Consider the following 24,981-nt stretch of genomic DNA (forward strand, 5'->3'; position numbering starts at 1 on the left):
CTGCTGGCTGAAGGCTACGATGCCGGAAAAAACGATCAATAACCTGCCTGTCTGTGGGCACTGGCGCGGGAACGTGGACGCCCATTCGGGACACTACTGTTCAAAGGGGATGATGGATATATGACCGTTTTTCTCCAGGATGGCGAATTTAATTTTGGCTATCTCATACACCCCCTGATTAGTCCGGGCAGAGACTAAAATATCATCGAGCGTTATTCCGGATTTTTTCAACTTATTCTCCAGCACCCTGCCATTTTCCACCAGAATAACCGGAGAGCCATCCAGCAGATAATCAAACCACCCGGTCTTTTTCTTGATATAGCCCAGTGTGATGTCTAACACCACCAGGGTAATAATGGTCAGGGCCGCTCCGGTAACCGAAAAATCATCGCCCAGCAGCGCCTGCTGAGTTGCCTCGCTGATAATCAGCAGCAGGATCAGGTCGAATGAGGTCATCTGCAAAAGCGCCCGCCTGCCGGCGATACGAAAGACAATCAGCAGAATAAAGTAGATCCCCACGGCGCGAAGTACGGTTTCCATAGTCTGCTCCCGTTACGGATAGATCAGCTGGGACAGGGTCACGGGCTCCTTGCGGTCAACGCGGAACGTTGCCCGGACCACTCCGGCCTGACGGGGCTGCACACCGATCCACAGTGTATGGATGTGCTGCGCATCGCTGGCAGGATATTCAAGAATAAGCTGGCGATCGCGGCTGTAAGCACGCAGCGGACGGGGATGCAGGGTAAGGACTTCAAAGCGATCCATAAAATCCCCGCCGAGGGTCAGCGTGGAGCCGGTTTGCCCGCTTCCCCGCCAGGTGACCTTCAGGTCCATATCGCTGATTATCCGGCCAAAGCGTTCATATTCTACGCTAAGATCGTCGGTGGAGTTTGCCACCACGCCTTCGCTAAGATAGCCTTTTGAAAAAAGACCGAGCGCGCCTGCGCAGGTGAAGATAAAAAGTAACAGGGTGCCCCAGGCCCTGATCTTTTGCTCAATAGCGATCCAGCGTGGACGTTCATCAACGCCGCGTGGCGTCACAGGGGGCTCTTTTTCAGTCATGTGATCACCTGTCAGGGTGTCTGTTCTTCCACCCGCCGCGGCGGACATCACGCCCGCTGTTTAAGGTTCATCCAGGCGCTCGACGTTAAGGGCTATATTTTTGCCCTGGCCCTCCGTGCGCCCGCTGATGCGGACCAGGTCGGCGGCATTATACGTTCGCTCTTTCCACACCTTCTGGCTGATGGTCACCGGAAGAGAGCCTGATTTGTCCCTGAAGGTATAGCGATCGCCGGAATGCTTTTCAGTAATATTGCCCTCAAGCGTGACCCAGCTGCCTTCTTTCATATCCCGCAGGGTTTTTACCTGGCTTTCCGTGGTGTCTTCCGTGCCCTTATAGCCGGCATCCTGCTTGTGAGCCGGGGGAGCCTGCTCACCGGCTTCAAAGCCGCCTTTTTCTGCCATTGCTGAACCGGTCACCGCTAATAACACTGCTGTTAAGATAACTGATTTCATTCTTCCTCCTGGGTATTTGAGGATTAAGCCTGGCACATGAAAGCGAAAGTGAAATGGTTGCGCTGCGGTTATTTATTTCCACCTCACTCATTTAAGAAAAATCCTAATTTCTTTTTAAGCGAAGCGAAGAAGTGCGCGATTTCTGATATGAAATGCGGGTGTGGTTTATTTAGCGCATCGCTACCGTACGGTGAGGCTGTTTATTTCATTGCGTACTGAACACATTTATTCCTGCAAGGAAATTTACGTTGTCTACAATGAAAAAGGTATCAGAACGGTATATATATGAGGAACGCCGATGAAACGAGATGTGCTCAGTGAAGAATATTATGATGAGGTGTGTCGCGTGATTGGTGACGCCGTGATCGTGCTGGCAGAAGATGGTAAAAACACCCAGCGCAGCACCCTCACCGACCTGCTACAGCAGACGCGTCAGTTACGGTCTGACGCTGACCGCGAAGAGCAAAAGGTACTGGAACACGCCATCCGCCTTATCAGACCGACGGCATAACCGTGCCGGTCATTTTTACCCCGATCGTCCCGGGCTGCCTGGCGCAAAGGGTAGCCCCGATGGTTTATAAGGAGCCCTATGGATCAACAACTGTTACAGGCTGCCGAAGCGCTCGGTGCGCGGTTAAAGGCAAAAGGACTGCGGCTGGCGACGGCGGAGTCCTGTACCTCCGGGCTGGTCGCCATGTCGCTGGGCGCGGCATCAGGCAGCAGCGAATTTTACACCTCGGGTTTTGTCACCTATAGCGATTCTGCTAAACACCGTATCCTCAGCGTGAGCGAAACCACCCTGAAGACGTACAGCGCAGTCAGCGAAGAAACCGTCAGGGAAATGGTCGTGGGCGCACAGCGTTTGTCGGGCGAAGCGGTGAGTCTGGCCATCAGTGGTTATGCCGGACCGGAAGGCGGAGAAGACGGCACCCCCGCCGGTACGGTGTGGTTTGCATGGGGATTACCGGGAGAGCGGACCGTCGCTGAAGTTCAGCAGATCGCGGGGCCGCCAGAAACAGTGATCCACACTGCCGCACTCCATGCGTTGCGCAGGGTGACGGCGCTGCTGAGTGCCGATCCGCTTCAGTGATGAACCTCAGGCAGTCAGCGCCAGCCGTAGATGATGTGCTATAAAGTCCGCTTTTAGCGCACTGTAGCGGTGAACATCGTTCTGACTGAGTAAAGCTGCCGAGTGTTTTATCTCAGCATATTCCCCTGCAATATCTCTATTTTTTCTAAGATAATCACGAAAAATAAGATGTCTTAAGACCTGCAAATCGCCTATGGCAAACGCATGCACTTGATGACTACGCTGACCACTCCCCTTAATAAAATATCTGCGCCCCGGAATGCCGTTCTCACCGCGTGGAATGTACCCTGCACTGACCATAGCAAGATTGTATGTATCCAGTTCATTTATATCGGTAACTTCCACCAGTATGTCGATGATGGGTTTTGCAGAGAGGCCTGGCACTGACGTACTGCCAATATGATGGACACTCACAGCCACTGCACCGAGTAATGCCTTTATCAGTAAACTTTCAGCTTCGAACATCTCAGGCCATTTATCATCATATGGCACTACAATAACAGTCCGCATAAAGACATCTTCCTTAGCCTTGATTATTTATCATCATCTCTCAGACATACTCGTTGAACTGCCGTGAATGGCGTTGCACAGCCTTTGCCATTCAACGCGTCCCCAGCGACATACCCTTCTGACTACCGTCAGGTTATCTTCGCTCACCCATACACCCAGTCCATCGTCATCATCAGCACTGGGGTGGTTATTGCCGAAAAAAGCGTGGTCAACAGCATGCTGGTCGCCGCAGGCCCGGTCAGGGCAGGCCCGGTCAGGGCATTAAACTGCTGCGACATCAGATAGACGTTCACGCCCACGGACATAGAGGCCAGCAGAACCACCACTTTGCTCTCCAGCGGGGGCAGCCCTGTTATCCACGCCAGCCCCCACACCACCAGCGGCTGCACAATCAGTTTGATGGCGCTCAGTGCATAGCTGATGGCCAGCCCCTCTTCGATGCGATACCCCGCCAGGCTCATCCCCAGCGCCACCAGCGCCAGTGGGACGGCAATCTGCCCCAGCATACTCAGCGGCTGGTCGATAAATTCAGGTAATGGCAGGCCGGTCAGGCTGAACAGCGTGCCGGAAAGGATGCCGATAATCAGCGGATTTTTCAGCACGCTGACGGCCGTCTGGCCAAAGCCGCGCAGATTAAGCGCGCCGTGCCGGAACCACTCCACCGATACCGTCGCCAGCGTCCAGAGGATCAGTCCGTTAAAAACCAGCACCAGGGCGACGGACGGGATGGCGGCATCGCCGAGCATCACCCGCGCAATCGGCAGGCCAAGCAGCACATTATTCGAAAAGATACCGCCCAGGGCAAAAACCGACCCGGACACGCCATCCAGCTTAAACAGCCGTGATGCCACCACCCTGCCAAAGGCAAACACCAGCAGGCAGCCGCCAAAGAAGGCAATAAGCAGGCGGGCATCGACCGGCGGCCCGGCGGAAAAATCACACATCAGACGGAAAAGCATAACGGGCAGAGCCACGCGGAACACCAGGCGGTTGAGAGCGCTGGTGATGCTGTCCGGCCACTGACGCCAGCGCACCAGCAGCCAGCCCAGCCCGATCAGCACGAACAGCGGCAAAGCAATCAGGATCTGATGGAACAGCGTGGCCAGCAAAGACATGGGAGTTTTCCGTCAGGGCCGGTATCAGCCGGCCAGAAATCGCGTTAAATCAGTCTCGACGCGCGCAGTTCCGCCTTCAGATAGGCGTAATATACGGGGGCCGCTACGACACCAGCGAGGCCAAAGGCCGATTCAAACACCAGCATTGCCAGCAGGATCTCCCAGGTTTTTGCACTGATGCGGCTGCCAAAAATGCGTGCGTTAATGAAGTATTCCAGCTTGTGGATCAGCACCAGGTAGATCAGGGCAATCAGCGCCGCCTCCAGCGAAATAGAGAGACCGATCAGCACAATGACCGTATTCGAGATCAGATTACCGATGATGGGCAACAGTCCGGCGATAAAGGTCAGTACCACTACGGTTTTGGCAAACGGAAAATGCAGGCCAAACAGCGGCAGCACGCCAAACAGAAAACCGCAGGTGAGAACCGTGTTGACCAGCGAGACTTTGATCTGGGCAAACACTACGTTGTGGAACGCCGCCGCCAGGGTGGTCAGGCGATCGAGCATGGCCTGCTTTAACGGCGCTTCCGGGCGCACGCCGCTGCTGATGCGCAGCGAGATAATCGCTCCCAGCAGCATGCCGATCAGCATGGTGGCAAAGGTGTGGGCGGCACTGCGGCCGAAGGTTTGCACCACCACCAGATGTTCGCGCAGCCAGGCGACGACCTGATTTTGCAATTCGTCGATATCGGAAGGCAGATAGCGTGTGATCACCGGCGACAGCGTATGCTGGGCATCTTCCAGCAGTTTACTGGCCGTGGCGTGAAACGCGGCGGGATTCTGGAAGTCATGCAGCAGGAAGCCGATCAGCTTGGTAATACCGGTCACCAGCGACAGAATAATCACCACGCTGAGGAACATAATGCTGATCCAGCGGGCGATCGGCCCCTTCACCAGCCGCTCCACCAGTGGCGTCAGTGCCAGGATGGTTTCATAAACGATAAAACCTGCCAGAAAGCAGGGCAACAAACGCAGCGGGAAGATGGCAAACAGCGCAATAAAAATCAGCCCATAGCTGGTTGCCTGACATAACTGCGCCCGATTAACGTTCCGTATTTCCATGACCTGTCCTGTCCGAAAGGAAAAAAGTGAAGCGAATTCAGACAGTATACTATGCGGGCAGGGATTTTTGCTGAATTAACGGCGATGAGCCAGACGCCGCACGAGCCGGTCACCGGCCATCTGAACCCCCTGCACCATCAGTACCAGCATCACCACGGTCGCGATCATGACCGGCTGATTAAAGCGCTGGTAACCGTAGCGGATCGCCAGATCCCCCAACCCACCGCCACCGATCACTCCGGCCATGGATGAAAAGCCAATCAGCATCACCAGCGTCAGCGTCATCCCGGCCAGCAGGGCCGGCAGCGCTTCCGGCAGCAGCACCTTACTGACCACATGCCAGCCACTGCCGCCCATGGACTCCATCGCTTCAATGCGGCCTTTTGGCACCTCATCCAGCGCGTTTTCAACGATACGGGCAAAAAACGGGATAGCCCCCAGCGCAATCGGCACCACGGCAGCACTGCTGCCGAGCGTCGTACCGACTATCAGGCGGGTTAACGGGATCAGGGCGATAAGCAGCACCACAAACGGCAGTGAACGTCCGATATTGACGGCAGTTCCCAGCACGGCATTAAGACGCGGTAACGGTAAAATGCCGTCGTGACGGGCCACTTTCAGTAGCACCCCCAGCGGCAGACCAATAAGCAGCGTAAACAGACCGGCCAGGGAAACCATATACAGGGTTTCCAGCGTGGCCGCCGACATCAGCGACCAGAGTTCATCCAGATTCAGGCTACCGCGCACAGTTCACCTCCGTGAATACCGTGACGCTGCAGGAAACGCCGTTCAGCGGCAGGGTCGTGAAGCAGTGCGTTGCGCAATACTGAGTCCGGCTGACGCAGCAGGGTACTCAGCGCCCCGCTCTCGACGATCCTGCCCCCCTCCAGCAGCGCAGCGCGATCGCAGATCGCCTTCACCACTTCCAGCTGATGGGTGATCATCACGATGGTTAGTCCGAACTGCTGATTAATCTCCTGCAACAACGCCAGCACCGAGGCGGTGGTCTCGACATCCAGCGCGCTGGTGGCCTCATCGCACAGCAGGTAGTCCGGCCTGGCCGCCAGCGCACGGGCAATGCCCACGCGCTGCTGCTGTCCCCCGGAAAGCTGGGAGGGAAACGCCTCCGCTTTATCACTCAGCCCCACCAGGGCCAGTAACTCAGCTACGCGCGCCTGCCGCACGGCGGATTTCATCCCAGCTATTTCCAGCGGTACGGCCACGTTACCCGCCACGCTGCGCGAATGCAGCAGGTTAAAATGCTGGAAGATCATACCGCTACGCAGCCGCTGCCGGCGCAGAGCCGACTGACTCAACCCGGTAACATCCTGGCCGTCGACACGGACCTGCCCGGCGTCCGGCCGTTCAAGCAGATTAAGGCAGCGGATCAGGGTGCTCTTTCCCGCCCCGCTGCGGCCGAGAATGCCAAAAATCGAGCCGTCCGGTATGGTCAGCGAAACATTATCCAGCGCCGGGGGCTGGTCCGGATGATAGCGGCGGGTGACATTCTCAATCTCAATCATCTTATTGCCCTGTCACCGGGATCACCGAGCCTTTATAGGTCTGCTGAATGTACTCAGCGACCTGCTTCGACTGGAGATCTTTAGCCAGCTGTATGATACGGGGGTCGTTCGCCAGTTTCGGCGTGGTGACCAGAATATTGGCGTACGGGTTATTTTTGGCTGACTCCAGCCCCAGCGCGTCTTTTGCCGGATTAAGCCCCGCTTCCAGCGCATAGTTACCGTTAATAACGGCCAGATCGACATCGTCCAGCGCCCGGGGGATCTGCGGGGATTCCACTTCCAGGATCTTCAGCTGCTTAGGATTGGTGGCAATATCTTTCGGCGTGGCCTGGTCTTTTGCCGGGTCACTGAACCCTGGTTTCAGCGTGATCAGCCCCTGGCTTTGCAGCAGATAGAGGGCGCGGCTGAGGTTGGTAACATTGTTTGGTACCGCCACGGTGCCCTTCTCCGGCACATCCTTCAGACTTTTCACTTTACGTGAGTAGATCCCCAGCGGTTCAATATGTACCGTGGCCGCGACGGTAAACGTCTGTCCCAGGGCTTTCTCCTGATCGCGCAGGTAAGGCACGTGCTGGAAGTAGTTGGCGTCCACGTCCCCGTGTGCCAGCAGCTCGTTGGCGTTGATGCCGCTGGTCAGCTCAATGATTTTAATATCCAGCGAGGGGTCGATTTTCTTCACGTAGTTAAGAATTTCAGCGTGCGGGACGGCATCGGCCGCCACGCGAAGGGGTTGCGCCGCCTGAGCGGAAAAAGCCAGCGTCAGTGATAACGCGATCCCTGCCAGAGAAAATGAAGCCTGAGGTGTCATGGTGTTTCCTTGTTTAAGCCGTATGTTGAGGTTGTTGTTGTAATTCCTGATACCAGCGGGCTGCCACGTCAGGATGGGAGCGCAGCCGGCCTTTGAGATAGTTCCAGCCGACATCGCGCAGCAGCGGATTGAGCGGGTCACTGGCCGGGCCCTGTGCCAGCCGGGCAATCTCTTCCGGCAGCGTAAAGACCGGCACGACGGCGTCCAGCTGTGCGCCAAGGAAAAACGCAATGGACAGGCGATCCTGGTTGTTGGGCGGTGACACCACGCGGTGCACGGTAGCGCGCAGGTAACCATTGCTGGCCAGCTCCAGCAGCTCACCAATATTCACCACAAATGCCCCCTGCAGCGGCAGCGCATCCACCCAGCGATCCGGCTCGACCTCCACCTGTAATCCGCGCTGCTGATCCTGTAACAGGAAGCTGAGGAAGCCGGAGTCTTTGTGTGCGCCGACGCCCTGACGGGTGGTTTCTGTGGTCTGCCCGGGATAGCGGATCAGCTTGATATGCTCGTTAGGCTTTTCACCATAAAGCGAATCAAAGGCATCCGGCGCCAGTTCCAGCGCCTGAGCAAAAGCACGCAGCAGCCGCTGGGACATGGTGGTCATTTCCTGCTGCCAGTGCAGCAGCGTCGGTTTGAGTTCGGGTAAAGCTTCAGGCCACAGATTCGGCCCCTGCAGGCGTTTCCAGCCCGCCTCCCCCTTTTGCAACGGCAGTGCGGGACGTTCCGCACCAATATCAAACTGTTCACGCCAGTCTGGCTGACTGCGTGTTACCTCGGAACCCGCCCGGTTATAACCACGAAAATGCGGCGAGTGGATCATCGATACCCGCTGCTTGTCGTCCTCCGGCAGTGCAAAAAACTGCCGTGACAGCTGCTGTACGCGTGCCGACAGCTGTTCATCTACCCCATGATTAATCAGATAGAAAAAGCCCACGTCGCGCGCCGACCGGCTGAGCTTTTGCAAAAAGGCCTTCTGCTGTGCGGCATCACCGTCGAGCTGGGCGAAATCAAGGATCGGTAATGAGGTAATCTGGCTCATGGAAACTCCGTAACAGGGTTTATGACACGCGGCGAAACGTCGGGCGGTCAGGGCGAGCGGCAGGCGCTCCGGCTGATAGAGGGAATATTCCGTTTTTTGCGCGGCAGGTAAAATATCAATAGTGGCAAAGGTTGGCACAATCGCAGATAAGGTCAGTCTGCAATTCTAAATGCGGGAATGTTATTTTCTTTTGGCGCGGAAAGCGCTCAGAGTACGGAGAGGATCTGACCGTAATGCTGGACGGGCGGCATGGCGGGTTAAGAAATGAAAAGCAACAGCGTTGCCTGGCTGGCGCGGATGGATACTTTCATACCCAACCACGCCACAGGGGAATGCGTCTGTCAGGCCGCGTGCGCGGCGATCTGAACCTGACGACGCCATGCCCCCGGAGACTGGCCAAACTGACGCTTAAAGCTGCGGTTGAAGGACTGCTGGGAGTCAAAGCCAAAGCTGATCGCCACGTCCAGAATCGGCTCACCGCCCCGTGCGAGGCGTTCAGCGGATTTTTTCAGACGGCGTTCACGAATATATTCACCCAGCGCGTAGCCGGTGTGCTGTTTAAACATGCGTTGCAGGTGCCACTTGGAATAGCCAGCGCGTGCGGACACGGTGTCTAAATCCATTTTCCCTTCAATGTGCGTATCGATCCACATTACGAGATCGTTAATAAAATCATCATGGCTCATCGGACTTCCCCTGAATTGATTAAGGCAATAATGTCATTAGTGTGCAGTCGTTCTGACTGAGCAGGTGGCTCCTAAAGAGCAACTGTGACGAATGCACTTAATAACGGTAAGACAGCCACCGTTATAATGCAAGTTTTATTGTTGCATTAAGTGCGATCGCCGGAAGGGTAAAGGAACGGACGGGCACCGCTGTCGGGAGAGATTAAGGGAGGTTATTTCCCCCGCGCACCGCGGGCACAGGGGAAATCAGGGGGTATTCAGGAGGCGCAGCGCTGATCGGGGTGAAGGTCGTTACGCTGCATAATTTCACGCAGGGCATCGGCGACGGTACGTCGGGCGAGCACATCAAGCGACGCCTGTTCGGCTTCTTTGGCCAGCTGTTTAAAGTACCAGCAGGCATTGGCGCTAACGACACAGAGTGCCGGAACGTCCGGGCGACCGGCCATCAGCGGCTTATCTTCTATCACTGAGGTGTAGATATCGCACAGCGTTATCTGGTCTGCCGGGCGGCCAAGGCGCGTTGTGCCGCAGCGGCCGAGTGTCGAGACGATAATGCCGTCACGCGTCAGTGGCACCATCATCTTGCGCACGAAGCTGGGATTAGCATCCAGGCCATCGGCGAGAATTTTACTGGTGCAGCGCAGTCCCTCGCTATCCGCCTTAGCGATACACAGCACCATTTGCATGGCGGTAGGAAAACGAATATCAAGCATGATGTGATCCTTGCTTTTTTCGGCTCATCAGAGAACGAATCACTACAATAAAAAGCATTAAAAATCAGTCAACTATAAAATACATGAGTTTGATAATATAACAAACTTAGATACAATTTTGAAGACGCCCACTAAGCAGTACGGGCTATTGGGCCTATCATGATGATTTGCAGGGAATTATAAACGGCACCCTGCCCGCCTCTTTTACGCTTTATTCTGCTGATCCTGCAGATAGCGATAGACAACCGACAGATCTTTGTCACCGTATCCTGCTTCTACCGCCTCCTGCCACTGTGTGGCAATGGTTTGCAGCACGGGCATGGTGCTGTCGCCCGCCGCATCCAGCGCCAGCCGTGCGTCTTTCAGCGCCCAGGTCAGCTGCATCTGCGCCGGATACTCCCCGTCGGTAATCATGGCCAGTTTGCCTTTTACATAGGGAGCAGCCAGCGGCCCACCTTCCAGCACCTGCCAGAAATCATCGGGGGTAAATCCTAACTGCTGCGCCAGCTGGGTGCTTTCCGCCACGCCCTGCATCATCGAAACCAGCCAGGCGTTCGCCACCAGTTTCATCTTTGAACCGGCACCTGCCGCGCCCAGCCACGTTGCTCTTTTGGCAATCGCCGCAAAAACGGGTTCAATGGCGGTCGCGCGCTGACGATCGCCGCTGGCCAGCACGAGGATCTGTGCCTGTTCAGCCGGGGCTTTGGTGCCGGATACGGGCGCATCCAGCAGCACCACGTCCGGGCGTGTATGCTGAACGCAGTCGATAAGCTGTTGCGTGGCGTCTATGCCGATGGTGCCCATCTGGCACAGTACGGCAGACGGCCGGAGCTGCGGCAGGATCGACTCACAGGTGGACAACGTGGTCGCTCCGTCGGAGAGCATGATCAGAACCACCTCCGCCTCTGCCACGGCCTCACTGGCGCTGTCACACATCATCAGGCCCGCAGGGATCAGGTCTTCGCCACGCTGACGCGTGCGGTTCCAGCCGTAGACTCGGAAGTTATTTTTCAGAAGATTGGCAGCAAAGGCGTGGCCCATCGCGCCCAGACCGAGCACGGCGACCGTAGGAAGTGACGTCACAGGTTGTCTCCCTGGTGAAGGTGTATAAACGCAACGCGCACGCGTCGCAGGAACCTTACCAGGGTAGCTTAATCTGCACGCTTAGAACAGCCTGCCCTGCCACAGGGCATTATTTTGTCGACGGCGTGTCATCGTAGGAGTAAAGCGCGGGAAGGGGCTGGGTGATCACACCCAGCGCGGTGACTACCAGCATGATCGCGGCGGCGATCAGTAAAAGTCGGACGTTCATCATACGACTAGCTGCGCCTCCACCTGCTGGGCGGGCGTAAAGCGCATCCGGTTTCCGCTGGTGGTCCAGACTTCGATGCTCTGCGGGGTGCTGCGTATCATCGCCAGTTTAACCAGCATGCCAAACTGACGCAGTTGATGATTAAGCGTTAACTGCCGTGCCGGAATTGTCATTTTTTACCCTCTCAGGTTCTGCTGCTGTGCGAATAGTTATTTTTCTTCGCGAAATATTAGCGGTTTGTGCTGGGTAATTATTTGACGCAGATCAATTATTACTCACGGAAATTGATTTCCTGCCGACATCAGGCCGTTAGTCACTAAAAAATCGATCGCCCGATGCGCTCGGCCAGACGCTCCAGCGCCGCTGTACCCGCTAAAGAGTTGCCCGACGTATCCAGTTCTGGCGACCAGACGGCGATACTCATCTCACCCGGCACCACGGCAATGATCCCGCCGCCTACCCCGGACTTACCGGGCATTCCGACACGCCATGCGAACTCCCCGGCCCCGTCATACATGCCGCTGGTGACCATCAGGGCGTTGATCTGACGGGTCTGTTTTGGCGTCAATATCACGTCATCCTGCCCCGGTCCTTTGCCATGATTGGCAAGATAGAGGAAACAGCGAGCCAGTTCCACGCAGCTCAGCGTCATTGAGCAGTAATGGAAATAGGTTTGCAGCACTGTTGGCACGTCGTTGTCGAAATTGCCAAAGGATTTCATCAGCCAGGCGATGGAGGCATTGCGGGCGGAATGATCGAACTCGGAACGCGCGACGTGGCGGTCATAGGCGATTTCAGGCTCCTGCACCAGACCCCTGACCACTTCCAGCATACGCTGCCGGGGAGCGGTCAGGCGGGTTTCCAGCATATCGCATACGACCAGCGCCCCGGCGTTGATAAAGGGATTTCGCGGTTTCCCCTGTTCCAGCTCCAGCTGTAACAGCGAGTTGAACGGCTGACCGGACGGTTCTTTGCCGACCCGCTGCCAGATTTCACTGTCCTGATAACGCGTCAGTGCCAGCGTCAGCGACAGCACCTTGGAAATGGACTGTATAGAAAAGCGTTCCTCTGCGTCCCCCGCCTGATAAACGGTGCCGTCGAGCATACAGACCGCGATGCCGAGCCGGTCTGCGGACACATCCGCCAGCGCCGGGATGTAATCAGCCACCTTCCCCTGCCCGATTAACGGGCGAACCTGATCGAGGATCTCACTCAACAACGCATTGTCCAGAACACTCACGTTAACCTTTCCTCTGCCGCTGGCCTGATGGTTTCATTTCCCGGGCGATTCTGCGGCCTGGCCGCAGCGGCGTCAATTATTGACAGGAAGAAGGCGTGAGTTTTTTTACATAATTTTAACGACTGAAATATAACGGCAGCATAACGCCCGTTTATATAAAAATTCTGATTTACAATTTTGTGGATTTTTTTATTTCATCTGGCGGGTAAATAAAAGACAATATCCGGCGTTATTCTTTTACCTGACCTTCAGGTTAACATTCCCTCAACACGTCGTTAACTTCAATGCAATCAACTACTGTTTCCCGTAAGACCGCGTGGCTACGCGTGGTAATGCTCGCTATTGGTGCGTTTATTTTTAATACCACGGAGTTTGTTCCGGTCGGCCTGCTTTCCGATATCGGCAGCAGTTTTTCCATGCCCACGGCACAGGTCGGCCTGATGCTGACCATTTATGCCTGGGTGGTGGCATTAATGTCGCTGCCGATGATGCTGTTGACGCGTAATATTGAACGCCGACTGTTGTTGATTGTGATCTTTGTGCTGTTTATTGCCAGCCACGCACTCTCTTCCGTCGCCTGGGACTTCACCACGTTAGTGGTGTCGCGCATCGGCATCGCCTTTTCACATGCTGTTTTCTGGTCGATCACGGCCTCACTGGCGATCCGCGTCGCTCCACCGGGGAAAAAAACCCAGGCGCTGAGTATGCTGGCGACCGGCACCGCGCTGGCGATGGTGCTCGGCCTGCCGATTGGTCGCATGATCGGCCAGCTGCTCGGCTGGCGCATCACCTTTGCCGTTATTGGTGCAGTGGCGCTGGTCACCATGCTGCTGCTGGTGAAGTTGCTGCCTAAGCTGCCCAGCGAACATACCGGGTCGCTGAAAAGCGTGCCGATGCTGTTCCGTCGCCCGGCCCTGGTCGCCCTGTATATTTTGATTGCGGTGACCGTGACCGCGCACTACACCGCTTACAGCTATATTGAGCCGTTTATTCAGAGCGTCGCCGCCCTGAGCGGTGGCTTCACCACGTTCCTGCTGCTCATTTTCGGCGCGGCAGGGATTGTCGGCAGCGTGCTGTTCAGTATTTACGGCAATAAATATCCGGCGACATTTTTACTCGGGGCCATTGCGCTGATTACCCTGTCGATGCTGTCGCTGTATTTATCCGCCACCCATACGCTGGCCATTTCCACCTTGTGCATTATCTGGGGGATGGCGATGATGATCATTGGCCTGGCGGTCCAGGTGCGCGTGCTGGCGCTGGCACCGGATGCGACGGATGTGGCTATGTCACTGCTGTCGGGGATTTATAATATTGGTATCGGCGCGGGCGCGCTGTTGGGCAATCAGGTGAGTCTGCATCTGAATATGGCCAGCGTAGGCTATGTCGGCGGTGCGATCGGCACCCTGGCGTTGCTGTGGTGTGCGTGGAGTATGAAGCGTTATCCGCAGTTGCGGTTAAATGGTTAACAACCGGAAAGGGCCGATCGGCAATGCGATCGGCCCCCTGCTGTCACCTCAGTCCAGATAAAATACCGGGGTCAGCGCCTGACTCACCGGGCTGTGGTCCTCATTCGACGGCATCAGTTCGCTCATTGACTGCCACCATCGCTGGCACACCTCTGTTTTCGCCACCGCATTCCAGCGCGCTTCTGACTCGATTTCCACGACGGCAAACAGCAGACTGCGCGGCGCATCCAGAAAAATGCTGTAGTGGTGCGCGCCGTGCGCTTTCAGCGTCTCTGCCAGCTCAGGCCAGATCGGATTGTGGCGCTGCTGATACGCCTGATGTTTGTCAGGATGTACCTGCATCACAAAAGCCTTACGCAACATGATTATGCTTCGCTTCCAGCGCGGCGCGCCAGGGTTTGACGCCAAAACGTTCGCCGAGCGCGATCAGTTCATCGGTGGTAATGCTCTGCCTCATGCCCCCCATCGACAGCACTTTTACCACCACTTCAGAGGACTTTTCGGCGGTATCTATCAGACCAAAGGTTTCATCAAGCGTCGGCCCTGCACCGAAAATGCCGTGGAACGGCCACATTACCAGTGAGTGTGACTGCATTTTTTCTGCAGTCGCGCGGCCAATACCGTCAGTGCCCGGCACCATCCACGGCACAATACCGACGCCGTCCGGGAACACCACCAGACACTCGGTACTGCCCTCCCAGAGCAGGCGGGTAAAGCGGGCAGAGTCCAACTCGACTACATAGCTGAGCGCCATAAAATTCGTGGCATGGCAGTGCATAATCACCCGGTCTGCGCCGTCGGTTAGCTGCTTACGCACGCTGTGCGACTGGAAGTGTGAAGCCAGCTCCGACGTCGGTACGCCGCCGTGGGTCAGGCCCCAGTGAATGGTGAACGCCCGCCCGTCCTCACTGACGCGCAGCAACACCAGACAGTCAGCCGGGTCCAGCTGCACGTTACGGAAAAACTTCCCTGAGCCGGTGACCAGGAACCAGTCATTGGCCAGCAGGGGCGCGGGCTGACTCAGCTCAAGGGTACGCGGATTGTGGTCAAAATCAGCGGCAAAGGGCTGGACTTCCTCATCCAGCAGGCGCAATGAGACATTTCCGCCGTTGCGTTCGTCCCAGCCCTTCAGCCACATATCGGTTGTTGCTTTTACCATTCCCTGGACAAACCAGGCGTTGAGAATCTGATGCATAGAGTTACCTTAACGTTGGCTGAGGATCTGTTGTTCGTACTGGCGGACTTCGCCTAACCAGCTGGCCCCGGCGGGCACTTCGTGGCGCAGGCACCAGGCCTCCCACACGGCCTGCCACGGCAGGGATTTTTGCTCTTCAAGCAGCGCCAGACGTGCGGTGTAGTCACCGTCGTTTTCCAGCGTTTTCAGTGTATCAACCGGTTCAAGCAGGGCGCGCAGCAGGGCTTTTTTGGCGTTACGCGTGCCGATCACCCAGGCCGCAATGCGGTTGATTGAAGCATCGAAGAAGTCGAGACCAATGTGTACTTTATCGAACAGGCGCTGACGCACGATTTCACTGGCAATCGCCTGCGTTTCATCATCGAGCAGCACGACATGGTCGCTGTCCCAGCGAACCGGGCGACTGACGTGCAGCAGCAGGCGCGGCACGTAGAGCATGGCGGTGGAGATCTTATCCGAGATCACTTCGGTCGGATGGAAATGCCCGGCGTCCAGCGTCAGCGCCGTCTGGCGGCTGGCAGCATAGCCAAGACAGAATTCGTTGGAGCCGACGGTATAGCTTTCCGCGCCGATGCCGAACAGCTTGCTCTCTACCGCATCGATATGGTGTGCCGGATCCAGTTTTTCGCGGATCACCTCATCCAGAGAGTCCATCAGGCGCTGGCGCGGCGCCAGACGATCGACGGTCACATCTTTCATACCGTCCGGCACCCAGATATTCATCACCGAGGGCGATCCGAGCTGTTCACCAAACCAGGCGGATACCTTTCGGCTTGCCTGACAGTGTTCGATCCAGAACTGGCGGATCTCCGCATTGCTGTGGGCCAGGGTAAAACCGTCAGCACTCAGCTCATGGGAAAAACAGCTGGGGTTGAAGTCCAGACCCAGCTGCCGGTCGCGGGCCCACGCTACCCACCCAGAAAAATGGTGCGGCTTGATTTCATTGCGTTTTACCGCCTGCTCGCTTTCCAGATAGATAGCGTGCAGGTTCAGCCGTTTTGGCCCGGGGATCAGCGACATCGCCAGATCGAGATCGGCGCGCAGCTCTGCCACATTGCGTGCGCGACCGGGATAGTTACCGGTGGCCTGAATACCGCCGGTCAGCGCGCCCTGGGGATTTTCAAAACCGCGCACGTCGTCCCCCTGCCAGCAGTGCATCGACACCGGTAGCTGGTCGAGCTGCGCCAGCGCGGCGTCCACGTCTACGCCGATATCGGCAAAGCGCTGTTTCGCCAGGGCGAAAGCCTGTTCAATGGCCTGAGTCATATACAAAGCTCCTTTACAGAATGGGTCAGTGACTGAAAACGCGGCAGATGACGGCGAAATACGTCACTGCCGTGAGAGTCATAACGGGTAAGCGGGAAATGCTGTGCCAGCTGCTGGCGGAAAGCCGTGACATCAGCGACGGCACCGGCGGCGATCATCTGGCTGCCGACGTTGCCGAGCGTGGAGGCTTCCACCGGCCCGGCAAACACCGGAATGCCACAGGCATCGGCACACAGCTGGTTAAGAAACGGGTTCTGGCTGCCGCCGCCGACGATGTGCAACTGGCTGAAGCGTGTTCCCCGTACCTGTTCCAGCTCCAGCAGCACCTGGCGGTAACAAAAGGCCAGGCTGTCAAAGATGCAGCGGGCCAGTTCTGCCGGTGTCGAGGGCACCGGCATACGCTGCCCGGCACAGGCGTCCTGAATCTCGCGCACCATGCTGGCGGGATTAATGAAGCGATCGTCGTTGGGGTTGATCAGCCAGCGGCAGGCGGGTTGCTGCTGTGCTTCTGCGATCAGCGGGCAGAGGTCGCTGACGGCCAGTTCGTTACACACGCGTTGTAACAGCCACAGGCCCATAATATTCTTCAGCACCCGAAAGCGCCCTTCAGCCCCGCCTTCGTTGGTGATATTCGCTTCCAGTGCCCCCGGGCCGGTACAGGGCTTGAGGCTCTCAAAGCCCATTAATGACCAGGTACCGGAGCTGAGATAGGCCGCATTGTCGCCGGTCAGCGGTGTGGCCAGCACGGCACTGGCGGTATCATGGGTGGCAACGGCCACCACCGGGATGGCCTTACCCGCTGGACTGTTCCAGACCCCCACTCCCTGGCCTGGCTGCGAGGGCTGGCCAAACCAGGCCGGATCCGCCCCGCTCCAGCGCAGCAGCTCCGTGTCCCAGTCGCCACTGCTGATATTCAGCATTTGCGTCGTGGTAGCGTTGGTGTACTCCCAGTTGAGTACGCCGGTCAGCCGGTAATGAAGATAATCTGGGATCATCAGTGCATGGGCGACCCGATCAGTCCCGGTCGCCCCATCACGGCACAGCGCCCGCAGCTGATACAGTGTATTGAACGGCAGGAACTGAATGCCGGTTCGCTGATAAATCTGCTCCTGGCCCAGTTCACGGCAGGCCTGGGCCATCAGCCCGTGCGTACGATCGTCACGGTAAGCGACCGGCAGCCCGACCCGGTTCCCCTCCGCATCCAGCAGCACAAAATCCACCGCCCAGGTATCAATACCGATGCTTTCCGGCACGATGCCCTGCGCGTCAATTTTTTCCAGCGCGGCAAGGATAAACCCTTCCAGGGCGTCAATATCCCAGCACTGGCGATGCTGAACGGTGATCAGCTGATTGGTGCAGCGGCTGACTTCGCTAAGGGTGATAGCTCCGCTCTGTGAGTCATGCTGCGCCAGCATAACGCGGCCGCTGGATGCGCCAAGATCAATGGCAACAAAGTGACGAAGGCTCATGTGATGGCTTCCTGATGATTCGATGTCACCAGTGTAAAAGAGCCTGTTTTCGCTACCTTCTTACTACTGCCAGCGGGACCGGCGGGCTGGCAGGATGGCAAAGATGAACGTGAAGTAAATCACAGTTTGGCATCGATGGGGCCGGTGAGGCAGATGTGATGCTGCCCGCATTTCTGACGCATTCCCGCTTTTTCTTGAAAAAATCACCGGGATAGCGCGATTCCCGGTCAAAAATTCAAGGTGTCGTTTTACGCTGCTGCGTAGACTCTGTTACCTGAATGTTAAAGAGGAAACGATCATGACCGTGCTGCACAGCGTTGATTTCTTCCCGACAGGGCATTTCCCCGTCGCCATTGAACCCCGTGCGCCGCAGGGCGTGTTTCCTGAACACTATCATGATGATTTTCATGAAATCGTCATTGTTGAGCAGGGGGCAGGCATTCATGTGTTTAACGGGCAGTCGCAGCCGTTATGCAGCGGCTGTGTCTGTTTTGTCCGCAGCCATGATCGCCACTTGTATGAGCAAACCGAGAATCTGTGCCTGACAAACGTGCTGTATCGCGGGCCGGAGTCGTTCCGTTTTCTGGCGGGGCTGGAACATCTGTTGCCCCAGGAGCAGGACGGCCACTACCCTTCCCACTGGCGCATCGGCAATAAGGTACTGGCCCAGGCCAGGCAGCTGCTCGACCACCTTGTGCAGCCGCCGCTGAATGACAGCCTCAGCAGTCAGGCGGAACAGGAGATGTATTTCATGCGCCTGCTGGTCCTGCTGCGTCAGGGATGCAGTGCTGCGGACAGTGACGATCAGGACAGCCGCCTGCGTGGTCTGCTGGACTGGCTGGCGGATCACTACAGTGAGGACGTTGACTGGGAAGGCCTGGCTGACCGCTTCTCACTTTCACTGCGCACGCTGCATCGCCAGTTAAAACATCAGACCGGCAGTACGCCCCAGCGCTACCTTAACCGCCTGCGGCTGCTGGAGGCCCGTCATCTGCTGCGCCACAGCGAAATGCGCGTTACCGATATTGCGTTTCACTGTGGTTTTGGTGACAGCAATCACTTTTCTACGCTGTTCAAGCGTGAGTTTGGCTGTTCTCCCCGTACACTGCGACAACATAACTGATGAGGTGATCCGTGACTGCTCTCCTTCGGCTGGCAAAAGCTGACTATTTACCGTCTGAACAAATGCCCGTTGCGGTGGCTGAACGTACCTCACAACCCTCCTTCCCGCCTCACGTTCACGAATTCAATGAGATTGTGCTGGTGTGGCGCGGGAATGGCCTGCATGTGATGAATGATCGGCCCTGGCTGGTCACCTGCGGCGACATCTTCTATCTGAATGCCGATGACTGTCACAGCTATGAGTCGGTCAATGAGCTGGCGCTGGATAATATTATTTACTGCCCGGAGCGCTTTCAGCTGAGTCTGGACTGGTCGCAGCTGCTGCCCCCGCCCGAGTCCGCCGCATGGCGGTTAACCACGCGGGGGATGGCGCTGGCACGCGGCGTGATCCAGCAGCTGGAACAGGAGAGCCGCAAAAGCGACGTGCTGTCGCGTCAGCTGACGGAAGCGCTGTTTTTACAGCTGGCGCTGGTGTTGCAGCGCCATCGCTATGCGTCCGATCGCGCCTGGCAGATGCCGGAGGGGGAACAGCTCGATCTGCTGATGGCGGCCATTCAGGGGCAGATAGCGGTGCCTTTCGACCTCGCCACCTTCTGCGAACAGCATCAGCTGGCCGAGCGGGCGCTAAAACAGCTGTTCCGCCAGCAGACCGGGATGACTGTCGGTCATTACCTCCGCCAGCTGCAGCTGTGCCAGGCGAAGCACCTGCTGCGAACCAGTGACGGTCTGATTGGCGAAGTGGCTTCCCGCTGCGGCTTCGATGACAGCAACTATTTCTCGGTGGTGTTTACCCGCGAGACCGGCATGACACCCAGCGCATGGCGCCAGCAATTTGTTCGTCCGCCTTCCCTCGCCCGCCACGAAAAAGCCTGATGCGCAGCATGCACAAGGGCTGACCGCCTGGCCAGCCCCTGACTGCTACCCTGACGTTGCCGTCAGGAAACCATTCCCAAACCAACAATATTCGCTGCCAGGATAATCACAAAGCAGCCGACGCTCAGCACGCGCACCGGCTGACGTCCGACGTTGTTCCACTCTTTCAGTATCAACCCCACCAGGCCGCCACACAGCACATAGAAGCTCATATGCAGCATCCAGCTGACGAAGTCGTACTGTGCCGGAATTCGTGCATGGCCCCAGGCATAGAAGAAGAACTGCAGATACCACATGGTACCGCCCAGCAGGGAGAGCGCAATATTGGCCATCAGCACCGACTTCACCACGGAGAAATCGGCCTTGACGGACAGGTCTGATCGGGTGGCCAGCCGGACAAAACAGAAGCCAAGGTTAACCAGCGCACCGCCGCCCATGATCACCACATAGCTTGGCAGTGCCACGTACAACGGGTCGATACCCAGCGCCGCAGCGGCGTCGTGCATGGGTTTGGCGGCATCCATGGCGAATGACATGCCGGCGGAGAAGATCCCGCACATCACCGCCAGCACCAGCCCTTTTTTCAGATTGAACTCTTCTGCGGTGATGCCCATGGCCCGCTCTTTTAACAGCCCGGCACGGGAGACAATCGCCACGCCCGCCAGGGCGACCAGCACACCCAGAAGGGTCATCCGGCCTCCCGCAGAGCTGAACAGCTCAACGAAACGCCCCTGCAGAAGCGGGGTCATCAGCGTACCGACGACCAGGGTGATACCGATAGCAATGCCAATACCCATCGACATACCGAGATAACGCATGGTCAGGCCATAGTTGATATTTCCGATCCCCCACATTGCGCCGAACAGGAAGACCGGCATCAGCTGGGCAAGGGTAAATGAACTGTAGTAGGCCCAGAAGTTGGGCAGCAGGATGGCGCTGACCGCCCAGGGGAGCACGATCCACGACATGATCCCCCCCACTGACCACATGGTTTCCCATGACCAGTGACGAACTTTTTTAAAGGGTGCGTAAAAGCAGGCAGCACTGGCGGCCCCGACCAGATGCCACAAAATACCGGAGACGATGGCTTCATTCATTTTTTGTTTTCCTTCGTTGTTGTTTGCCCTGATGACGAAGGAGTCTACGGAGAATGCGTACCGTTCAACCTTACGCTGGCTGCCCCACTGGCAGCAAATCTGGCAAAATTCAGCGCCTTCCACCGACCACGATCACAAATCACCGATCTCAGCGCTGGCCACCCGTCATGGCGTGATTTTCGCTAAACCGCTCATATTCAACACTAAATCTCAAAAATGCCAGATGCGACACGGGGTTCTTGCGGATTTTGCCAGCCAGCTCTCATTGATGGCAGCCAGATCAAGGTGATTGCGGCCCGGCTGTTGCACCGTTTCAGGCCTGCAACAGCCTTTATGCTGTCCGTTAACAACCCTGTAAAAATCATGTCACGGAGAAGCTGCCATGAACCCAGTTCAGCAACAGATGTACATCAACGGTGAATTTGTCGAAAACCGCGCCGATCGCTGGATAGAGGTGATCAACCCGGCGACGGAAGCCCTGCTGTCGCGTATTCCCGAAGGCAGTGCTGACGATGCACAGCGGGCCATTGATGCCGCTGCGGCTGCCCAGCCCGGCTGGGAAGCGCTGCCCGCCATCGAGCGCGGTCACTGGCTGCAGAAAATCGCTCAGGGCGTGCGTCAGCGTGCCGACGAACTGACGGCTGTCATTGTCGCGGAAGGCGGTAAAACGCAGGAACTGGCCAAAACCGAGGTCTTTTTCACCGCTGACTACCTGGACTATATGGCCGGATGGGCCCGCCGCTACGAGGGCGAGATTGTCCAGAGCGACCGCCCGCAGGAAAATATTCTGGTCTTTAAGAAAGCCATTGGCGTGACCACCGGCATCCTGCCGTGGAACTTCCCGTTCTTCCTGATCGCCCGTAAGGCCGCTCCGGCCCTGCTGACTGGCAATACGATAGTGATAAAACCCAGTGAACTGACGCCGAACAACGCGATCATATTCGCACAGATTGTGCACGACATCGGTCTGCCTGCTGGGGTGTTTAACCTGGTGACGGGCTATGGCCCGGTGGTAGGCCATGCGCTGGCGGCCAGCCCGAAAGTCGGCCTGGTCAGCCTGACCGGCAGCGTAGGGGCCGGTGTTGCTACCATGCAGGCGGCGGCAAACAACATCACTAAAGTCTCGCTGGAGTTAGGCGGTAAAGCTCCGGCGATTATTATGAACGATGCCGATCTCGATCTGGCCGTCAGGGCAGTTGTTGCCTCGCGGATGATCAATACCGGGCAGGTATGTAACTGCGCCGAGCGCCTGTATGTGCAGGACGGAGTGTACGATGAGGTGGTTGAGCGCCTGAGCGCAGCCTTTAAAAAAGTCACCTGGGGTGATCCTGCAACGCAGAAAGGACTGGATATGGGCCCGCTGATCACAGCGGCCGCCCTGCAGCGCGTAGAGCAGAAAGTGGCGGATGCCGTCGCTGCGGGCGCGACCATCGTCACCGGCGGCAGACGGGCGGGCACCACCGGTTTCTTCTTCGAACCGACCCTGCTCACCAACGTAGAGCAGCAGATGGACATTATGCAGGACGAGACATTTGGCCCGGTTCTTCCGGTGATGAAATTTAGTACGCTAGATGAAGCCATCGCGCTGGCCAACGACAGCGACTACGGCCTGACCTCCTCTATTTTCACCCGCAACCTCAACACGGCGATGCTGGCACTGAAGCAGCTTAAGTTTGGTGAAACCTACGTCAACCGTGAGCATTTCGAAGCGATGCAGGGGTTCCATGCAGGCTGGCGTAAGTCCGGCATTGGCGGTGCCGATGGCCGTCACGGGCTGGAAGAGTATCTGCAAACCCACGTCGCCTATCTGCAGTATCAGTAAGCACCGTTGCCGCACGGATTGAGGCTTTCCTCACTCCGTGCGACAGACAAGCGCATTATCCGCTCTGCGCATATCGTTATCATAACTCCTCGTTAAGCCTCTCCCAGGCATTTTGTTATGTTTTCCCATTGCTCTTATCTCCTGGGGAAATAACATGAAAAAAGCACGCTTAAGCGGTCTGATCGCCGCCATCGTTACTGCGACCACCCTGTCGGCTGCGGCCGCAGAATCTGTGCCAAAAACCATTAACATCGGCTATCAAAAGGCCAATATTTTCGCCCTGCTGAAATACCGCGGCACCCTGGACGAAAAGTTTAAAAAGCAGGGTATTGCCGTGCGCTGGGTGGAGTTTCCCGCCGGGCCACAAATGCTGGAGGGGCTGAACGTAGGTAGCATCGATCTGGCGGCAACCGGGGATGCACCGCCGGTCTTTGCTCAGGCGGCCCAGGCTGATCTGGTCTATCTGGCCCACTCCCCGGCGAATCCCAAAACCGAGGCTATTGTGGTGCCGGAAAACTCGCCCGTTAAAAACGTGGCTGACCTGAAAGGGAAACGCGTGGCGCTGAATAAAGGCTCTGACGTGAACTACCTGCTGGTCAGCGCACTGGAAGATGCCGGACTGAGCTACAGGGACATTACCCCGGTATACCTTCCGCCGGCGGATGCCCGTGCGGCGTTTCAGCGCGGTGCGGTGGATGCGTGGGTGATCTGGGACCCGTACTACGCCGAAGTGGAAACCCGTGCCAACGCGCGCCTGGTCAAAAATGCGGAAGGCCTGGTACCGCACTACACCTTCTACCTTGCCAGTCGCAAGTTTGCCGACCGCTGGCCGCAGACGGCAAAGCAGGTGGTGGATGAGTTGGGTACCCTGAGTGACTGGGCTAATGCTCACCCGGCGCAGGCGGCCGGGATCCTGTCGGCATCCACCGGTCTGCCGCAGCCCATCTGGCAGCGGGCGCTGGCCAGAATGCCCTATGGTGCGGAGCGGATGACGCCGGAAGTGTTTAAGCAGCAGCAGGCACTGGCCGATAAATTTACCCAGATTGGGCTGCTGCCGGTGAAAGTGAATGTCAGTTCAGCGACCTGGTCGCTGGATAAATCACGCTGATCGCGGGCCGCCCGGCTGAAGCGGGTGACCCTTAACGATCAGATAAAGGATTTCAGTGCAATGCTGGCGGCTTTCGCCAGCACGTCCTGACGACTCTGCGCCTCCGGGGCATGCTGGGTAAAGTAGATAGAAAGGATCAGCGGAGCCTTGCCCGGAGGCCAGAGGATGGCGACATCGTTGGTTGTGCCATAGCCCCCGCTACCAGTCTTATCCCCGATTTCCCAGCCAGCAGGCAGCGCCGCAGCAATGGCGTTTTTACCCGTGGTGTTCCCCTTCAGCCAGGCGATCAGTTGCTGTCGCTGGGCAGTCTGTAATCCCGACTTCACCAACAGCTGCTGCACGCTATGCGACATATGCAGCGGCGTGGTGGTGTCACGCGGATCGCCCGGGATGGCGGTGTTGAGCGTCGGTTCATTACGGTCGAGCTGCGTGACACTGTCACCTAAAGATCGGGCCAGCCGCGTTACCGATGAGGGTCCTCCCAGCAGCGTCAGCAGCACGTTGGCCGCCAGGTTGTCACTGTATTGCAGCGCGGCCGCACACAGATCGCTGACGGTCATCCCCTGCGGATGCTTCGCCGTTACTGGCATATAGCTCAGATGATCTGCGGGTGTCCAGTGCAGGGTTTGTTGCATCAGGGCGGGCTGCGACTCGCTGCGTTTTAAAACGGCAGCGACCAGCAGCAGTTTAAAGGTGCTGCACAGCGGGAAGCGTTCGTCGCCGCGATAGCTCCACGCCTGCTGGCTGGCGCTGTCGATCAGGGCCAGCCCGATGCGGCCGTTCACCTCTGTTTCCAGTGCGGCAAGCTGCCGCTGCAGCGAATCACTGGCTGCAAATACGTTCAATGGCATCAGCGAGGCGGTCAGCGCCAGCGCCGCACCCGCCACCAGCAGCTGGCGGCGTTGCAGTAAAATCGTCATAGAATTCCTTTCAGCGAAAGAT

At 57.2% G+C, this 24,981-nt stretch carries 30 protein-coding genes; 8 read left to right on the forward strand and 22 right to left on the reverse strand.

Annotated elements, in window-relative coordinates:
- Positions 1-93: 93 nt before the first annotated feature.
- From ACZ3HG_RS03230 to ACZ3HG_RS03240, 3 genes are read right to left on the reverse strand one after another with little or no spacing between them, the layout of a single operon-like run.
- The gene (locus ACZ3HG_RS03230; protein ID WP_191935862.1) at positions 94-540 is read right to left on the reverse strand and encodes a DUF421 domain-containing protein; all 447 of its coding nucleotides are present in this window, start codon (positions 538-540) and stop codon (positions 94-96) included.
- 12 nt (positions 541-552) lie between these two features.
- Positions 553-1,062 carry a hypothetical protein gene (locus ACZ3HG_RS03235; protein ID WP_465331824.1) on the reverse strand — a complete coding sequence of 170 codons (510 nt, stop codon included), beginning with the start codon at positions 1,060-1,062 and terminating at the stop codon, positions 553-555.
- Between the two features lie 60 nt (positions 1,063-1,122).
- Complete coding sequence (locus tag ACZ3HG_RS03240; RefSeq protein ID WP_465331826.1) at positions 1,123-1,515, reverse strand: YgiW/YdeI family stress tolerance OB fold protein; 393 nt, start codon at positions 1,513-1,515, stop codon at positions 1,123-1,125.
- Between the two features lie 298 nt (positions 1,516-1,813).
- Here ACZ3HG_RS03240 and ACZ3HG_RS03245 point away from each other — a divergent pair, with 298 nt between their 5' ends.
- Together ACZ3HG_RS03245 and ACZ3HG_RS03250 are read left to right on the forward strand one after the other, a co-directional pair.
- Complete coding sequence (locus tag ACZ3HG_RS03245) at positions 1,814-2,026, forward strand: DUF2767 family protein (protein WP_191932410.1); 213 nt, start codon at positions 1,814-1,816, stop codon at positions 2,024-2,026.
- 78 nt (positions 2,027-2,104) lie between these two features.
- Entirely contained in the window at positions 2,105-2,605 is a 501-nt protein-coding gene (locus tag ACZ3HG_RS03250) for a CinA family protein (protein ID WP_465331828.1), read from the forward strand.
- A 6-nt stretch (positions 2,606-2,611) separates the two neighbouring features.
- Here ACZ3HG_RS03250 and ACZ3HG_RS03255 read toward each other — a convergent pair whose 3' ends face one another.
- The 13 genes from ACZ3HG_RS03255 to glsB form a co-directional block, all read right to left on the reverse strand.
- Positions 2,612-3,115, reverse strand: a complete 504-nt coding sequence (locus ACZ3HG_RS03255) for a GrpB family protein (protein ID WP_465331830.1) — start codon at positions 3,113-3,115, stop codon at positions 2,612-2,614.
- Positions 3,116-3,258: 143 nt separating this feature from the next.
- Complete coding sequence (locus tag ACZ3HG_RS03260) at positions 3,259-4,230, reverse strand: AEC family transporter (RefSeq protein ID WP_465331832.1); 972 nt, start codon at positions 4,228-4,230, stop codon at positions 3,259-3,261.
- Positions 4,231-4,274: 44 nt separating this feature from the next.
- Positions 4,275-5,294, reverse strand: coding sequence for an AI-2E family transporter (locus tag ACZ3HG_RS03265; RefSeq protein WP_062743222.1), 1,020 nt, complete (start codon positions 5,292-5,294; stop codon positions 4,275-4,277).
- Positions 5,295-5,369: 75 nt separating this feature from the next.
- Positions 5,370-6,002, reverse strand: a complete 633-nt coding sequence (locus tag ACZ3HG_RS03270) for a methionine ABC transporter permease (RefSeq protein ID WP_194710611.1) — start codon at positions 6,000-6,002, stop codon at positions 5,370-5,372.
- Positions 6,003-6,025: 23 nt separating this feature from the next.
- Entirely contained in the window at positions 6,026-6,817 is a 792-nt protein-coding gene (locus ACZ3HG_RS03275; protein WP_465331833.1) for a methionine ABC transporter ATP-binding protein, read from the reverse strand.
- A 1-nt stretch (position 6,818) separates the two neighbouring features.
- Positions 6,819-7,625, reverse strand: coding sequence for a MetQ/NlpA family ABC transporter substrate-binding protein (locus tag ACZ3HG_RS03280; protein WP_191932416.1), 807 nt, complete (start codon positions 7,623-7,625; stop codon positions 6,819-6,821).
- 13 nt (positions 7,626-7,638) lie between these two features.
- A complete protein-coding gene (locus ACZ3HG_RS03285) occupies positions 7,639-8,667 on the reverse strand; it encodes an isopenicillin N synthase family dioxygenase (protein WP_465331835.1) in 1,029 nt (342 codons plus the stop codon).
- A gap of 341 nt (positions 8,668-9,008) precedes the next feature.
- The gene (locus tag ACZ3HG_RS03290; RefSeq protein ID WP_062743218.1) at positions 9,009-9,353 is read right to left on the reverse strand and encodes a helix-turn-helix domain-containing protein; all 345 of its coding nucleotides are present in this window, start codon (positions 9,351-9,353) and stop codon (positions 9,009-9,011) included.
- A gap of 257 nt (positions 9,354-9,610) precedes the next feature.
- A complete protein-coding gene (locus ACZ3HG_RS03295; protein ID WP_191932418.1) occupies positions 9,611-10,066 on the reverse strand; it encodes an RrF2 family transcriptional regulator in 456 nt (151 codons plus the stop codon).
- 204 nt (positions 10,067-10,270) lie between these two features.
- Positions 10,271-11,149 carry an NAD(P)-binding domain-containing protein gene (locus tag ACZ3HG_RS03300; RefSeq protein WP_191935859.1) on the reverse strand — a complete coding sequence of 293 codons (879 nt, stop codon included), beginning with the start codon at positions 11,147-11,149 and terminating at the stop codon, positions 10,271-10,273.
- 109 nt (positions 11,150-11,258) lie between these two features.
- Entirely contained in the window at positions 11,259-11,381 is a 123-nt protein-coding gene (locus ACZ3HG_RS03305; protein WP_274604274.1) for a hypothetical protein, read from the reverse strand.
- A complete protein-coding gene (locus ACZ3HG_RS03310; protein ID WP_191932420.1) occupies positions 11,378-11,551 on the reverse strand; it encodes a hypothetical protein in 174 nt (57 codons plus the stop codon). The genes ACZ3HG_RS03305 and ACZ3HG_RS03310 overlap by 4 nt, the downstream gene beginning before the upstream one ends.
- 143 nt (positions 11,552-11,694) lie before the next feature.
- On the reverse strand, positions 11,695-12,618 hold the full coding sequence (gene glsB, locus ACZ3HG_RS03315) for a glutaminase B (RefSeq protein WP_191935858.1): 924 nt from the start codon (positions 12,616-12,618) through the stop codon (positions 11,695-11,697).
- Positions 12,619-12,902: 284 nt separating this feature from the next.
- On the opposite strand from glsB, the gene ACZ3HG_RS03320 reads away from it, so the two are divergent.
- Positions 12,903-14,087 carry a sugar transporter gene (locus ACZ3HG_RS03320; protein ID WP_062743214.1) on the forward strand — a complete coding sequence of 395 codons (1,185 nt, stop codon included), beginning with the start codon at positions 12,903-12,905 and terminating at the stop codon, positions 14,085-14,087.
- A gap of 48 nt (positions 14,088-14,135) precedes the next feature.
- On the opposite strand, the gene rhaM is transcribed toward ACZ3HG_RS03320, so the two are convergent.
- The 4 genes from rhaM to rhaB are packed head-to-tail and all read right to left on the reverse strand — an operon-like array spanning position 14,136 to position 18,017.
- Positions 14,136-14,450: an L-rhamnose mutarotase gene (rhaM, locus tag ACZ3HG_RS03325; protein ID WP_191932422.1), complete on the reverse strand. Its 315-nt coding sequence runs from the start codon at positions 14,448-14,450 to the stop codon at positions 14,136-14,138.
- Positions 14,440-15,282, reverse strand: a complete 843-nt coding sequence (gene rhaD, locus ACZ3HG_RS03330) for a rhamnulose-1-phosphate aldolase (RefSeq protein WP_465331839.1) — start codon at positions 15,280-15,282, stop codon at positions 14,440-14,442. Before rhaD ends, rhaM begins: the two co-directional genes overlap by 11 nt.
- A gap of 9 nt (positions 15,283-15,291) precedes the next feature.
- Complete coding sequence (locus ACZ3HG_RS03335; protein WP_191932424.1) at positions 15,292-16,548, reverse strand: L-rhamnose isomerase; 1,257 nt, start codon at positions 16,546-16,548, stop codon at positions 15,292-15,294.
- The gene (gene rhaB, locus ACZ3HG_RS03340; RefSeq protein ID WP_465331841.1) at positions 16,545-18,017 is read right to left on the reverse strand and encodes a rhamnulokinase; all 1,473 of its coding nucleotides are present in this window, start codon (positions 18,015-18,017) and stop codon (positions 16,545-16,547) included. The genes ACZ3HG_RS03335 and rhaB overlap by 4 nt, the downstream gene beginning before the upstream one ends.
- A gap of 298 nt (positions 18,018-18,315) precedes the next feature.
- Between rhaB and rhaS the strand changes: the two genes are divergently transcribed.
- Positions 18,316-19,140 carry an HTH-type transcriptional activator RhaS gene (gene rhaS / locus ACZ3HG_RS03345; protein ID WP_191932426.1) on the forward strand — a complete coding sequence of 275 codons (825 nt, stop codon included), beginning with the start codon at positions 18,316-18,318 and terminating at the stop codon, positions 19,138-19,140.
- A gap of 11 nt (positions 19,141-19,151) precedes the next feature.
- A complete protein-coding gene (rhaR, locus tag ACZ3HG_RS03350) occupies positions 19,152-20,012 on the forward strand; it encodes an HTH-type transcriptional activator RhaR (RefSeq protein WP_191932427.1) in 861 nt (286 codons plus the stop codon).
- 62 nt (positions 20,013-20,074) lie between these two features.
- Here rhaR and rhaT read toward each other — a convergent pair whose 3' ends face one another.
- Positions 20,075-21,109, reverse strand: a complete 1,035-nt coding sequence (gene rhaT / locus ACZ3HG_RS03355; protein ID WP_191932428.1) for an L-rhamnose/proton symporter RhaT — start codon at positions 21,107-21,109, stop codon at positions 20,075-20,077.
- Between rhaT and ACZ3HG_RS03360 the strand changes: the two genes are divergently transcribed.
- From ACZ3HG_RS03360 to ACZ3HG_RS03370, 3 genes are all read left to right on the forward strand, one after another.
- Positions 21,096-21,398 (forward strand): hypothetical protein, encoded by a 303-nt coding sequence (locus ACZ3HG_RS03360; protein ID WP_191932429.1) that lies wholly within the window; start codon positions 21,096-21,098, stop codon positions 21,396-21,398. The genes rhaT and ACZ3HG_RS03360 overlap by 14 nt on opposite strands.
- A gap of 93 nt (positions 21,399-21,491) precedes the next feature.
- Complete coding sequence (gene aldA, locus ACZ3HG_RS03365; RefSeq protein WP_191935856.1) at positions 21,492-22,931, forward strand: aldehyde dehydrogenase; 1,440 nt, start codon at positions 21,492-21,494, stop codon at positions 22,929-22,931.
- Positions 22,932-23,085: 154 nt separating this feature from the next.
- Positions 23,086-24,039 carry a sulfonate ABC transporter substrate-binding protein gene (locus ACZ3HG_RS03370; protein WP_465331843.1) on the forward strand — a complete coding sequence of 318 codons (954 nt, stop codon included), beginning with the start codon at positions 23,086-23,088 and terminating at the stop codon, positions 24,037-24,039.
- A gap of 38 nt (positions 24,040-24,077) precedes the next feature.
- Here ACZ3HG_RS03370 and bla read toward each other — a convergent pair whose 3' ends face one another.
- Positions 24,078-24,959 (reverse strand): class A beta-lactamase, encoded by an 882-nt coding sequence (bla, locus tag ACZ3HG_RS03375; protein ID WP_465331845.1) that lies wholly within the window; start codon positions 24,957-24,959, stop codon positions 24,078-24,080.
- Positions 24,960-24,981 lie beyond the last annotated feature (22 nt).

It is taken from the genome of Erwinia sp. PME.40.26/001 (assembly GCF_055556675.1).